Genomic DNA, 13795 nt, shown 5'->3' with positions numbered 1-13795 from the left:
GCTAGCGCGCAGCAGCTTCAGCTTCTTTTTTTGCTTTCATTTTAGCTGCGCGTTTTGCCCTAACCTCTTTAGGATCTGCGATCAAAGGTCGATAGATCTCTACTCTCTGACCTTCACGCAAAACAGTTTCCTTAGGATCTTTAATCGCTTTGGAAAAAATACCCATGGGCGCCGTTTCTGGATCAATTTCCGGAAAAATCTCGACGATACCAGATTTAATCACGGCTTCATAAGCTGTACATTCATCCGGCACATTTAATGAAATGATTTTCTGTTCTGTGGGTAATGCAAACGCAACTTCTACAATCATATCGTGCTCTTAATCGTAAATTTCATCAGCGCGACTTACGAAAGCATCAACTAAAGTCGTCGCTACTTGATTAAATACTTTGCTCATCGCAAGGGATGCAATTTTACCAGAAAATTCAAACTGAAGATTAAGGCTTACTTTGCATGCCTCATCACTGAGAATTTTAAAATCCCAAATACCAACTAAAGAGGAAAAAGGGCCTTCTACTAATTCAAGCGTCATTTGGTTAGGGCGTTTTAATTCATTACGTGTCGTAAAGCTGTATTTGAGCCCTGCTTTAGACAAATACAGAGTTGCGATCAACTCCTCATCCGAGCGACTGACAACTTCAGTTTTAGAGCACCAAGGCAAAAACTCAGGATAACGCTCTACATCATTAATAAGATCAAACATCTGTTCTGCAGTGTGCAACACCAATGCACTGCGATCTACCTGAGCCATACCAACAAAATGTCCCTACTTAAGTTTCTCAATTAAATTGAGAACAAAAATCACTGACACGCCTATAGGCGCAATAAAACGCAACGCAATATACCACGCATTAAACAGCAGAGGGGAAGAGATTGCCAACTCATTGGCCACCATATTCCGCGTGATAATCCAGCCGGCAAAGATAGCAATAAACAAACCACCCAGTGGCAACATTATATTGGCTGTCATGAAATCGAGGAAATCGAATACATTAAATCCAAGTAATTTCACATCAGAGATAAAGTTAAATGAACCTAAAGCAGCAATCCCCATGCCCCAAACAATCAAACCCAAAACAATACATGCGGGAATGCGATGCCAATTAAACTTTTCAACTAACCAAGCCGCCGCAGGCTCCATTAGAGAGATCGCAGAGGTCCAAGCAGCGATACCCACCAGCAAGAAGAACACAAAACCAAAAATCTGACCGCCGGGCATCTGACCAAACGCAACAGGCAGAGTCACAAACATCAAACCGGGCCCAGCCCCTGGATCCATACCATTAGAAAAAACGATAGGAAAAATAACCAATCCCGCGATCAAAGCAACCAAAGTATCCATGATCGCGATCCAGATAACCGCACCACCAATAGAAGTTTTCTTCGGCATATATGACCCATAGGCCATGATCGCTCCCATACCTAAAGATAAGGTAAAAAAGGAGTGCCCTAACGCCACCAGCACAGAATCCCAACTTAATTCAGATGGGTCATAATGAAACAAAAAGTCCCAACCCGCCGCAAATCCTTCCGTTTGCGAAGAGTAACCCAACATAACAAGCAATAAGAAAAACAATGCGGGCATAAGAAATTTAACCGCATTTTCCAAACCTTTTTTAACGCCGCCGACAATAACTAACATCACCATCATGACAAAAATCGAGTGCCAGATAATCAACGTCTGAGGATCGCCTAACAGGTCATTAAATACAGTGCCTGCATCCGCACTCCCTATAGCGATAAAGTCCCCAACCCCCATCCCCGCGATATAAAACAACACCCAACCCGCGACAACAGAGTAGAAAGAAAAAATCATAAAACCCGCAAGTACACCTGTCCAACCGACAAGCGACCAGTACTGAGGACGTCCGGCTTCAAGCGCCACACTTTTCATCGCATTAATAGGACTTTGACGCCCCCGACGTCCGATAAGCACTTCGGCCATCATGATGGGAACCCCCACCAGAAGAATGCAACAGAGGTAAACTAAAACAAACGCCCCACCCCCGTTTTCACCCGTGATATAGGGAAACTTCCAAATATTACCTAAGCCTACAGCTGATCCCGTAGCCGCTAATATAAAGATCCAACGAGATGTCCAAGCACCATGAATAGATGTTTTGTCTTGCATAAGCTGATAGCTCTCTATTTCTTCTTATGATCAACAGATAGCGAAATTCTTTCATCTATACCTCAAAAGCACAACGAAAAATAATCACTTGCCATCCATTAAATAAAGTACAGCAACGCCATTTAACACAACGGTAAATATTATTAGAACTGCTTTCTTTGCTTTGATCTGCACTATATAATCGCCCGCCATGGCTAAAAAGAAAAAAGCCCCATCAGGCAACACCATCTGTCAAAACAAAAAAGCACGTCACGAGTTCCTTATTGAGGATAAATTCGAGGCGGGTTTAGTGCTGACTGGATGGGAAGTAAAAAGTTTACGCGAAGGTCGCGCACAGCTCGTTGAATCTTATGTGAATATTCATAAGGGAGAAGCGTGGCTTGTTGGCGCCCATTTCACACCATTAAAGACAGCCTGCACCCACGTGGTCGCGGACCCTACACGTCAAAGAAAACTACTCTTAAATCATCGAGAGCTAGTTAAAATCATTAGCGCGATCAATGCCAAGGGTCTTACCTGCGTCCCACTTGCGCTCTATTGGAAAGGTAATCACATTAAATGTGAAATAGCCTTAGCCAAAGGTAAAAAACAGCATGACAAGCGTGCTGCTGATAAAGATAAAGACTGGGCACTACAAAAACAGCGTTTAATGGCGGCTAGATAAATTGAGCAGCGGTACTTGCCTAAGTGCCGCCCTCCTCTCGTGTATACGTTTTCTCATGTCATCGCTCAATTTAATGAACTTCAATCACGCTGCACTGCAACGTAAAAATCGACAACCATTCATAGAATCAACAACTTATTAAGCACTCAGCTTATTTCTCTTAATCCCCTATTTTATACTCAGACAAACAAGCGTTTAAAATATACGTTTACATCTCTTGATTTTGATCATTTCTAGTGCAATAGTTTACTCCACAAAGCACATCACAGTGTGTTTTATGCAGCAGGGCATTCAGGGAGAATAACGTGCAGTCACAGGGATATCAGTTACAAGTTAACAGCATAGGTGACGCTAATGCATTGACCATTAGTGCAGCTCATCAACATTTCGGTCTTTCTAAACAAGAGTGTATTCAACGAATACTTACCTCGCCCTCTATACTCCAATCTAATCTCAGCCAAGAACGAGCATCACAACTAAAAGCTGCGCTCAGCGACTTCAAACTACCTTGCGAAATTGTCGGCAATGATGTCGTTATAAATACCGATACAACACAGTATGAACTAGCGGCTCACATCAAAAAGTTTGATCACGCCGCCGAGTTTGCTGCTGAAATTGCAGCATTTACAGGACAAACCGGCGAAGAAATTGTCAAAAGCCTGACCCAAGTTCCGGCAATACTTTTGGGACGTCTATCCAAAACGGTTGCCGCAGACCTTATCCGACGCTTTAGTAAACCGGGTATAGAGTTAGTGGCCTCAGCACCTGCAACGGCGCTTTATACTGTAATGGCCTTTATGCCTAGTTATAATGAGTCAATCCGAAGTCAATATATCAGCCTAGGCCTTAAACCCAATACGAATGAAGTCACCTGTAAACAGTGGTCAGCTAACAACTTAAGCTACAGCTCAGCACAAGATATCTGGCAAAAAGCCACATCACTTCATCTCCCTGTAATTATCCAGAACCATGATTATTTTAGGTTTAACCTCACCCTTGATAGCGTGTCTTCAGAACTAGATTTCGACTCTTTTTCAAATTGGTTAACTGAACAGTTCTCAATTCCAGAAAAGATTCATAGAAAACTAATCGACTCCCTACCTATTGTATTAGAACGTTCTATTCCACTTGAGAACGCCCAAACCCATCTCGCAGCAATGTACGAACTGGGCTGCCAAGGTAGCGCAATATCAGTGGCGGGAGAGAAATATAATATCGAATTCAAAAATCTCACCTCAAACACCCAACAAGCTCTAAGTAATCTGCTTAACAGCATTATGGGAAGAACAATACTGCTACCAGTACCTAAAGAGGGCACAAGCACAATCCCTTTAGCCGCTACTATCCATCAAGCACAGTGGATTACACACGAAGCAAAGAAAGCAGGGCTAATGGCACGCTTAATTCCAACAACCGAATCTAAAGGTCAATAAAGTCATGGATGCTGAACAAATCAGTTTTGGCGGCGCCTTAGAGGAGATCGCTTCCCTTCTAAAACGGCGACAATATGAACCCGCAGTTCAAGCTATCCACGTGCTAAGCCAAGCAGCGATGCGGCAAAATATTCAACTGATATTACAACGCTATTTAGCCGAATTAAGCATGGAATGCTTAGAATTATGTGGCCAGCTCAATACAGCACTCGATATTTGCGAACACTGCCTTCAACAATATGCTGAAGCTGAAGATAGCTTATCTACAGAAGCCAAAAAAGATCAGATTACACTGGAGATGAGGAAGCTCTGCTTGTTAGTCAAACTTGATATGCGCGATCAACTTAGCGCTCAGAACAAACACCTCATTTCACTCTGCACTGCCCAACAACAAGCAACATTGCAACCCATATTAAACCGTATAAATAGGTATAGCAGCGCCTCATCAGGCCGCTTAACTCAAGAACAACAAGGCTTAGGGTTATTTCATCTATCAGACCGACTTGTTCGAGAAGGCGCTAAAGCCTTTGGCTTAGCTTAAAACTGAGCGCCAATACAAATTTATACATTGCTGTAGAAAGGAATTCTCTTACTGCATAAGTGCAGTAATAAACGCAATAGATCTGTGCATAGGTCAACCGATTAGCCCAAGCTAATCAACAAAGGGAGAGTATGATGAATTTTGATAACGAAGTCGCCGGAATGACACCGGGACAGGCACTCATGGATGTGCCTATCCCTAAGCTTATCGAAAACACAGCGAAAGCAATCGCCTCCGCACAATATGAACTCGATGCGACCTCCGTGCGCGCAGCTACCCTACTTAGTGAGACACAAGTAACCTTCAACGATGCGCAAGGCGTACCACGAGATAGGAGCCTACTTGAACTAGGCTTTATCCCGCAATTTTATCATTTCACCGAAACAGAGATGGAATTCAAAGTAACCATTTCCGTACGTGTTGAATCAGGCATAGATATTGGCGGTGAACTAGAAGCCGGAACACCAGAAAATTCAAGCTTCCCTGTCGCATTTGCTGGCAGCATCTCATTCGACCTACATCACAAATATGAATTTGATATGGAGGCCGTCTCCCGTATAAAAACCACTATGCGCTCAGTTCCACCACCGCAAGCATTTTTAGATGCCATAAAAACACACGCGGCCAACGGCGGTGGGCGCATCTCATCCGATCCTAACCCCGCGCCATTAGTTGACCCTATTCCGGTTAACCCAGCTGATAGTGATACGCCTACGGATAACGACACACCGACCGACAATGGCGATACAGACACCGACGGCTAACCTGGAGCACTAAAATGTCACATAGCAAAGTGATGGCAAGTTTAGAACAATCTCCACTGCCAGGACTTCTTAATCAGTTGGGTACCGCTATTGCCTCAGCGCAACGTGAACTCGATATCAACTCTATCAATATGGCGATGCAACTCGGCGATGCTGAAGGTCACGGTGTCGATGTAGGTGATGGCGAAAAACAATCGCTGATTAGCCTTGGCTTTGCCCCCGTGTTTTATCACTTCACTGAAGCCACCATCGACCTAAAAGTATCCCTATCGTCCTCAACCAGCACCAAAACTCGCTTTGGCACTTCTGTTATGGCAGGTGGAACCGCTTATTTCGTTATGTTTGCTGCAACCGTCAGTGCATCTTTCAGTAACAAATATAGCTTCTCTTCTGAAGCAAGCAGCTCAATCACAGCCAGAATTTCATCAATTCCACCCCCTAACGCTTTTCAAAATTGGCTTGCCAGTCGGCAACCCGTCTCAACCAATAACAACGACACCAACGAATAAATTCGCGGTATTTATAGGAGTTAACTCATGTCAAACATAGGAAGAGATTTATTAAATGTCCCCATGGGGGAGATGATCCGAGAGATGGCCTTTGCTATCGCTGATGCTCAGTATGAATTAGACCAAGCCAGTGTCCATGTAGCCCAAATGATGGGCGGGCGATTACCTATACTCGATGACAGCGGTAACATCACTGGTACTGAAGATACACGGGTATATTTTGGTAAAGATGAAGAGGGTAAATCACAAAAACTCAGCATGATGGAATTAGGCTTTTCACCTACGTTCTACCAATTCACTAATAACATTATTGAAGTAAAAATTGCGATCAAAATGTCTCATGAAATTGAACGTACAACCACAACTAATAGCACCCGCGACAACTACAAAAAAAGTTCAAGCTTCTTTGGCCGTTTATTTGGCAGCAAAACAAAAGTAGGTACAACCACTGTCGATGCTACCTATTCAAGCAAATACAACTACAGTGCCGAAGGGGCCAGTTTATTACGCTGTAACTTAGTCCCAATTCCTGCACCGGCTATGTTTGAAGAGCGTGTTCGTGCACTACTCGATAACGACAACCCATCCGATGAGACCTAATGTCAAACTAATATAGGAGCAACAGATTATGCCTCGCAGAAGCATTGGACGTGAATTAAGTGATGTACCTTTTGGCGAAATGATCACCGGTATGGGGATGGCAATCGCAGAAGCACAATATGCGATGGATGAAAGCGGTCTACGCCTCGCCCAGATGATGAGCGGTGAATATGAAGTCACCGAAATAGACCCCATTACAGGCGCTACATCAGTCACCAAAAAAGAATCCCTTGTTCATTTTGATGGCCAGAAAATGTCCCTAATTGAGCTGGGTTTCACACCCACATTTTATCAATTTACCGACACCACCATAGAGATAAAAATATCGATCAGCTTTACCGAACAATCCGAGTTCGAACGTAAAAGTTCGAGCAAGTCGGTGAGCGCAACAGCGACCGGTTTTATCATAGGCGCACATGCCAAAGTGAGAACCACCTCAGTCAGTGCTCGCTATGCCAACAAATACAACTACTCGGCAGAAGGCTCCAGTTTAATGCGAAGCCGCATTATGCCTACGCCACCACCGGCGGTTTTAGAAGAGCGCATTAGAGCTATTGTTGAGAGAAACCAACCTGACTCAGAATAACAAAGCCTAAGCGATGAGTGACTACCTTGACTGGAGCGACTTACTGGAAGAAGAGGATGTAAACGATTCACCTCAATCTTCCACTACGCCGCTATTTGAAAGCGAAAAAAAATCACTGGCTGATCTACTGCAAATGGATCAAGTCTCAGATGAGCTTAAACATCTGATAGAGCACCACCAAACCCTTGAACAGGAGATGGATCAGTTATTAGGGCGCACAAAAGCAGAAGAGAATAGCTGGGATAGCCTACGTTTCCCTATGCCTGTTCACACGGCTAAATCGCGCCTACAAGATAAGCAAGCAGCCAAAGCCGAACTACTCTTGGCAGAACAAAAGAAAAGATGGCTAGAACAATCAAAGCTAAAACGTAAACAAGAACAACAAAAAGAAGAGCAAGCAAAAGCGTTAAAAACGGCGCAGCTTATTCGCAAAAAAATTGACCATAAAAACAAACTGCAACGCCAACAAAAGCTCGACCAACTAAAACGCGAGGCTTTAAATCAACAACAACTACAGCGACAACGCAGCGAAACGTTACAACGTGAACGTCAAGAACGTTTAGCAATACAAAGACAGGAAGCATTAAAACGTTTAGCGGCTGAGCAGCAACGTATAGAACTACAAAAACAACAAGCACAGAAGGTAGCGCTAGAAAACAAACAACGTCTGGCCGAATACTTACTGCGGGAAGAGAGGCTACAGAAAAAGCCTACCAATCAAGAGCAGGATAATAGAAAAGCCAGAGAGGAAAAAGAGCTAGAACAACGCCAAAACAGACTTCAAACGCTCTTAGCTCGTAGAAAAGAAGAAGCGCGCCAGCAGCGGTTAGACGATGAGAAACGGCGACAACGCGCACTGCAAAAACAAATGGATAGGCGAGCAGAAAATGCCCGCTGGGGATTTTAGATCCAATGAATAGGTGGAGTAGATAACATGTCAAATCAGGTTGCCCAAGGGCAAAATTTAGATGACTTCCTGATCAATCTGGCTGATGGCCTAACCCAAGCCCAAAGCAGGCTTAACAAAACTCCCGTGCTTAATGCATACGGCCAAGAAGCGCTTGTTTACCACATTCCTAAAATGGAATTTGAGCTAAAGCTTGATATGACATCAACCGCCTCATCTGAAGGCAACAATCAAAGCTCGTACAAAAAGACAAAACTAGCTTTCAGACCCTCCACATCCACTAATCAGACACAAAGTGCCAGTAGCGTCATCCGTGGAGTAATGATCGCAACACCAATCGATTCGGGACGCCCAACGCCCATCATTACCTTATCTGCCGTAAAAAGTGCCACAAACCAAGTGAAGATAGAGATACGTTGCCAAGACAGTTTAGGCGAACCATTAGGCAACAGCACAGCAGAGATCAATATAGATAGAGAACTATCAAACAAGCTTAACAAACAAGAGAAAAGAGGCTCATTAAACCGTGGCACAAAACTCAATCTAGCCACCTTAGAGCTCGATGCCCAGGGTTACGCCAGCTGCCAACTCCAGATTGCCAAAACAGAAGCAAAAAACCAGATCATCGCCATTACTGCTGACCTGTTTTCGCAAACCGAAACACTGCTATACAGACATCAATAGGAGATAAATAATGGCACTGACAATTACAGCCAAACTTCTTGATAGTAACGGCAAAGCCCTGAAAAATGCCTTTGTAGATGTCTGTTTCTACGCTGCAAATGGTCGAATACAACGTATTGCTTCGGGTAAAACACTCGCAAGCGGTCTATTCAAAGCACAAGGCAGTGTAAACCTTACAGGATATTTACCGCGCGTCTTGCTACGAACTCAACACAAAAATAACTGGCTCAACCTAACCAACACACCGAAAAGCTATAGCAGCGCAAAATTAGATTTTGGCAACGTAAAAGTCAGTTTCAGTCCTGTTCTAACGGTTGCTAACACCATCTTCCATACAATCCCAACATCAATTACTGGGATTCCAGCAGCCAGTAACACCGAAAGCGTAAAACAATTAAACACCCTTAAGACATCTAATCAAGCACTAGAAAAACAGCTACAAGCAACTAAAAAAGCGGAATCTACGTTAAAGCTTGAGATTGACCAGCTACGAAAAGTCACTCAAACAGCAAAGATAGATCCTGCCATAACAAAGCAACTCTCTACGCTTCAGCTACAAAATAAAAATCTAGCCGAACAACTAAAAACAAAAGATGGCCGCATAAAAGAGCTCGAAAGAATAGATCCAAATGCCAAAGCAACCTTAAAAACAGAAGAGTTTAATAAGGATGAAATGATCTCATCAGCTATGGCTGCGCTTAACAAAGCCGATACTGCCAACAATGGCCGCTTCCAACTAAAAAGCGCCCGCATGGATCTAAAAGTACTGCCCGGTAGCAGTAAAGATAAGATTCGACTCGTCAAAGACGCGAATAGTCTAACCTTAATTGATCCCGCTATGCTCTCAACACTGATACTCGATTTAGATGTTTCAGGCCACCAAGAACCCGTTACTCACCAACAAACCAAAATGCCAGATTTAACCGGCTATACCCGCAGCTTAGCTAATCGAAGACTCGATGAGATGCAGCTCGATGCCCAGTGGTACAACCAACAACTAACAAAAGAACAGCAAAGTGAAACCGGCAAAATTATTAGCCAATCACCTAAAGCTGGCACAGCAATCGATAGCGACACTGAAATCATGTTAATTATCGGGGTTTCCCCCAGTACAGGAGCTTAAACATGTCACAAAAGAATATCTTTCAGGATGTGTTAGCAGCACCCCTTGGTGATATGGTCGCCGAAATCGGTACAGGCATAGCTAATGCTCAGTACGCCATCGACGCTAAAACCATCGAAAACATGAAGGAAATCTACCGCAGTGATGACGAAACCATCACCGAGTTAAGAAACATCGGTTACCGCCCTACTTGGTATGTTATCCCAGAGGCTACCGCTGAGATCAATATGGCCCTCTCATTGAGACAAACCTTAGACAGCAATGGCAAACGAACCACTGAACTACAAGGCACGACCGTCGATGCTAGCTACCAAAACCAGTACGATTTTAATGTACAGGCCAGTAGCAAACTGACCATTAAATTCCTACCTGTGCCCGCACCTACGCAGGTGGATGATCTTAATATTGTCCCGAATATAACTGGGCAGCCTTTGGCCACCGCAAAAGTGCTACTCCAACGCTTAGGTATTAGTTACAACGTTAGCCCTAAAAATGTATCTGATAGCAAAATCGTCACCGCCACAGCTCCACAGGCGGGCGAATTGATAGAAGCGGAGCAAGTCTTAACCATAAAGGTTTAACGGACAAATATTATGAATATTTCAGCTACCCAACTCGCAAATATGCTGCGAAGCCTTGCTAGTCAATCATCACAACAAAGACAAAGCGAGCAGCAAACACCAGAGCAGTCCCTACAGCAAGCCCTAAATCCTGAGCAATTACTAAGCTCACTAGGGAGCTCATTATCATCACCTGCACAAAACGATCTACTGGGTAGCTCTAGATTACAAAACTCTCTTCGACAGCTAAGTAACCAATCTAACTTAGATGCCTCACAGTTAAATGCACTATCAGAACAATTAACACCCCACATAGAAAATGCGATCAAGAATGGTCAGTTTTCCGACCAATAAAAAGACACAGGTTAAAGCACTAAATTGATGGATCAAATGCAGTAAATACCTATATAAAAAATTGGCTATAAATCGCCAGAAGGAGGCAACATGTGCAATCCAGGACACGATGTATCAGCCGCGCTATCCCGCGCCGGTAGCGATGGTTTAAACAACCGAATTACGCCCCAACAATCACTTACGATTAGTGCATTTGACCGCATTGTCGCCACGCTTAGTGCGCACCCTATTGATGAGGGTTACTTCTGGGATTCGGTTAACAGCCTTGAACACTACGTCGACCATACCGATTCATTTAACCGAGCACTTCGCGCCCAAGCATTTAGAACCTTTGCGGCTAGCCACACTCAAGACCAAGTAAACAATAATATCTGGAATGCCATCGGACGCCGCTACGCGAACATGAGCGAAGAACATAAAGGAACCATCAACGTATTCCTACATGGTAAAGTAAAAGAATCATTAAGCGGCCAACTCGCATGGGAAATCCACTCTCAAGCCGTAGAGATGATGGCGCAAGCAGTTAGATCACTCAATGCGCTGGCATCTAACGACGCACAACTACAGGAATGGAAAGATCGTTTAAAAGCGATGCTATCTTCACGTGATCGCTCCATCCAAGATGCTGGGCAACAGCTGATGGAGGGCTTAGGAATAGAATCCGTTGTAGTGCTAGATAACACCGACAGAATGGCTAGTGCTATTATCGCCACAAGCCGCCTCGTAGCCGACACTCTCGAAGATTTTCGTATTATCGCCCCACAACACCTATTTAAAACTATCTCCCAACTTTCCGGCGCTAAAGAAAACCTTATCCGCTCACTCGGCGCTAGCCAAAGTAGCTTTACCTTTCTCTGTATAAACCAAGCCATTAGTACAGGAGAATCACAGCTCAGCACAGAAAACTGGTTTAGGGCAGCCGTAGGCATTATGGCGGGCATAGCTGTAGGTATTATGACCGGCGGAGCAGGACCTATCGCAGCAACAGCTGCAGGCGCGGGTATGAGTGCAACCTTGGGGCTTCCTAGCGTACTCCAATCAGTCTATGCCATTGATGAAGCACGCATAGGTGAAGCCTCTGGCATTATGGATGATCAAGCCATAGAGCGAGCAAGCTCAGCCCAAAACTGGGCTGTGGGCACCTACATTGCAGGGATATTAATACCTAATGGTGCGGGGACTTACATAGGCGGCAATAATGGCATAGCGGCGGGAGCCGGTTTATCCGCAATTTTAGAAGTCATTGGCGCGCTCGCCCCCTCTAGCCGCGAAAGCGCAGGCTTCACCGCCCTATGGGTAAAACTTAACTCGATGACGCCGGAAAAACGCGAAGAGCTCTCAATTGCCTTCGATACGGTTATGGAACAGAAAAATATCCCTCAAAACGCAAGGCCTGCAGTACTCGCCGCCTTTGTTGAAAATAACTTAGCCTCGCTCGATAAAACCACATCAAAAGCGAGTAAAGACCTAGAAGAATATTGTGACCAATTAGGTCGTCAGCAATAGATAAATAAATTTATTAAAGAAAGACTTAGGCACAAACGGAAACAACCGCTATAATACGCCCATCTGGGGATGACTTGGCTTCGACGCTGATTACAAAACCTTAGGTGCATGTCGAGAATGTAGTGATTCTCGTAAATCCCTCACTACACAGTTATAGTTGCAAACGACGATAACTACGCTCTAGCCGCTTAAGCCGGCTTGTGCCGCTCCTTCAGGTGTCTGTAACTAGAGGATTTTGCGGTATCATTCGAGACAGAATCGCCCGGACGCTTTGCCTCAAGCTGAACGGTTAAAACTAAAGAGGCTCGCCCATAACACCCTGGCTCTCGGGTCGTGACGGGTTAATTAAATAGAGAAGCCTAAACATGTAGATCTTGAGGCGGAGGATTGACGGACGCGGGTTCGACCCCCGCCATCTCCACCAAATACCGCAAAAAGCCCCGTTAATCGGGGCTTTTTGTTATCTAGCCTATCTCAAATACTCACACACTTCGTTCTACGCTTAATCCGGTTCGGCCATCATATTTTAATCATTCACAACAATTTCACTCAGGCCATTTTTTTCCGCAAATTGGGCGAGTTTGCCGGTTTTCTTCATGATTAAAAGGAAATCGTTAATCTCTTGCAACCAGTCTAACTCCCCTTTAGGTACAGCATAGGCATATTCCGTAGGTGCGAGTGATTCCTTAGGCTTAAAAAGCACCGCCCATGAGGTAAGCTGTGTCATGCGTTTCCCGTAGGGGTAGTCCGCCATAAATACATCCGCTCGGCCACTTAGCACTTCCTGTTCTCGGGCTTTAAAGCTGTCTACAATTGTCACTTTAGCGTTTTTAATATAACCCTTAATCACGGGTTCCATAAAAGTCCCCCGTTGTACAACAACGACATTGCCATGTTCATCTATATCTTCCCAGCTAGCGATATACTGGCTATCTTTTGTACCTACCGCATAAATATCACTTTTTAAATAAGGAGAAGAGAATTCCATATAAGGTTTACGATCGTCTCTTATCCCAACCGCATGCATTGCGATATCGCAGGCATTATTAGATAAGTTTTCAATTAGGCTTGAGAAGGAACTTTCCACCAGTTTTAAGCTTACCCCCATAGAGGTTGCTAACGCTTTGGCCATATCAATGTCGATGCCTTCGAGGCGGCCAGTTCTGGGGTTTTTATAACTAATGGCAAAATAATCAGGCCAATAACACACTTTAAGCTCGCCTAATTCACGTACTTTTTCACCTCTTAAACTTGAAGCAGCAGATTGATTTATAAGCAATATTAGACACAATGCTATAAGTTGAATCAGCCTACATTTATACTTAGTTGCTCTCATTTAGATAATCCATTACGTCCAAGTTTTTTCCGTTTCATTACTGATAACAAACACAATTAGATAATTCTTCGTTATACTCAGCATGATCGATACTACC

Annotated in this window: 17 protein-coding genes and 1 other RNA gene; 14 read left to right on the top strand and 4 right to left on the bottom strand. The window is 44.1% G+C overall.

Features of this window, described 5'->3' with window-relative positions; translation table 11 throughout:
* Nucleotide 1: 1 nt before the first annotated feature.
* From Q4492_RS05305 to Q4492_RS05295, 3 genes are read right to left on the bottom strand one after another with little or no spacing between them, the layout of a single operon-like run.
* Nucleotides 2–310: an RnfH family protein gene (locus Q4492_RS05305; protein ID WP_303416223.1), complete on the bottom strand. Its 309-nt coding sequence runs from the start codon at nt 308–310 to the stop codon at nt 2–4.
* Nucleotides 311–319: 9 nt separating this feature from the next.
* The gene (locus tag Q4492_RS05300) at nt 320–751 is read right to left on the bottom strand and encodes a type II toxin-antitoxin system RatA family toxin (RefSeq protein ID WP_303416222.1); all 432 of its coding nucleotides are present in this window, start codon (nt 749–751) and stop codon (nt 320–322) included.
* A gap of 15 nt (nt 752–766) precedes the next feature.
* Nucleotides 767–2131 (bottom strand): sodium-dependent transporter, encoded by a 1365-nt coding sequence (locus Q4492_RS05295; protein ID WP_303416221.1) that lies wholly within the window; start codon nt 2129–2131, stop codon nt 767–769.
* Between the two features lie 190 nt (nt 2132–2321).
* Between Q4492_RS05295 and smpB the strand changes: the two genes are divergently transcribed.
* From smpB to ssrA, 14 genes are all read left to right on the top strand, one after another.
* Nucleotides 2322–2795 carry an SsrA-binding protein SmpB gene (gene smpB, locus Q4492_RS05290; RefSeq protein WP_067862561.1) on the top strand — a complete coding sequence of 158 codons (474 nt, stop codon included), beginning with the start codon at nt 2322–2324 and terminating at the stop codon, nt 2793–2795.
* Nucleotides 2796–3100: 305 nt separating this feature from the next.
* Nucleotides 3101–4228: a hypothetical protein gene (locus tag Q4492_RS05285; RefSeq protein WP_303416220.1), complete on the top strand. Its 1128-nt coding sequence runs from the start codon at nt 3101–3103 to the stop codon at nt 4226–4228.
* A gap of 4 nt (nt 4229–4232) precedes the next feature.
* Entirely contained in the window at nt 4233–4769 is a 537-nt protein-coding gene (locus Q4492_RS05280) for a hypothetical protein (protein ID WP_303416219.1), read from the top strand.
* Nucleotides 4770–4903: 134 nt separating this feature from the next.
* A complete protein-coding gene (locus Q4492_RS05275; protein WP_303416218.1) occupies nt 4904–5533 on the top strand; it encodes a hypothetical protein in 630 nt (209 codons plus the stop codon).
* A gap of 14 nt (nt 5534–5547) precedes the next feature.
* Nucleotides 5548–6042 (top strand): hypothetical protein, encoded by a 495-nt coding sequence (locus tag Q4492_RS05270; protein WP_303416217.1) that lies wholly within the window; start codon nt 5548–5550, stop codon nt 6040–6042.
* Between the two features lie 27 nt (nt 6043–6069).
* A complete protein-coding gene (locus Q4492_RS05265) occupies nt 6070–6642 on the top strand; it encodes a hypothetical protein (RefSeq protein WP_303416216.1) in 573 nt (190 codons plus the stop codon).
* Between the two features lie 28 nt (nt 6643–6670).
* Complete coding sequence (locus tag Q4492_RS05260; RefSeq protein WP_303416215.1) at nt 6671–7228, top strand: hypothetical protein; 558 nt, start codon at nt 6671–6673, stop codon at nt 7226–7228.
* Nucleotides 7229–7241: 13 nt separating this feature from the next.
* The gene (locus Q4492_RS05255) at nt 7242–8135 is read left to right on the top strand and encodes a hypothetical protein (RefSeq protein ID WP_303416214.1); all 894 of its coding nucleotides are present in this window, start codon (nt 7242–7244) and stop codon (nt 8133–8135) included.
* Nucleotides 8136–8162: 27 nt separating this feature from the next.
* On the top strand, nt 8163–8819 hold the full coding sequence (locus Q4492_RS05250; RefSeq protein WP_303416213.1) for a hypothetical protein: 657 nt from the start codon (nt 8163–8165) through the stop codon (nt 8817–8819).
* A 10-nt stretch (nt 8820–8829) separates the two neighbouring features.
* On the top strand, nt 8830–9942 hold the full coding sequence (locus Q4492_RS05245; protein ID WP_303416212.1) for a PASTA domain-containing protein: 1113 nt from the start codon (nt 8830–8832) through the stop codon (nt 9940–9942).
* Nucleotides 9943–9944: 2 nt separating this feature from the next.
* Nucleotides 9945–10523, top strand: a complete 579-nt coding sequence (locus tag Q4492_RS05240; protein ID WP_303416211.1) for a PASTA domain-containing protein — start codon at nt 9945–9947, stop codon at nt 10521–10523.
* A 12-nt stretch (nt 10524–10535) separates the two neighbouring features.
* On the top strand, nt 10536–10856 hold the full coding sequence (locus Q4492_RS05235; protein WP_303416210.1) for a hypothetical protein: 321 nt from the start codon (nt 10536–10538) through the stop codon (nt 10854–10856).
* 90 nt (nt 10857–10946) lie between these two features.
* The gene (locus Q4492_RS05230; RefSeq protein WP_303416209.1) at nt 10947–12362 is read left to right on the top strand and encodes a hypothetical protein; all 1416 of its coding nucleotides are present in this window, start codon (nt 10947–10949) and stop codon (nt 12360–12362) included.
* A gap of 65 nt (nt 12363–12427) precedes the next feature.
* Nucleotides 12428–12786, top strand: a transfer-messenger RNA (tmRNA) gene (ssrA, locus tag Q4492_RS05225).
* A gap of 102 nt (nt 12787–12888) precedes the next feature.
* Here the strand turns inward: ssrA and Q4492_RS05220 are convergent.
* Nucleotides 12889–13641: an ABC transporter substrate-binding protein gene (locus Q4492_RS05220; RefSeq protein WP_303416208.1), complete on the bottom strand. Its 753-nt coding sequence runs from the start codon at nt 13639–13641 to the stop codon at nt 12889–12891.
* Nucleotides 13642–13795: the final 154 nt, after the last annotated feature.

It is taken from the genome of Neptuniibacter sp. 1_MG-2023 (assembly GCF_030547185.1).
GTDB lineage: Bacteria > Pseudomonadota > Gammaproteobacteria > Pseudomonadales > Balneatricaceae > Neptuniibacter.
Note: the sequence above shows the minus strand (reverse complement) of the source record. Positions and strands in the feature narration are given on the sequence as shown.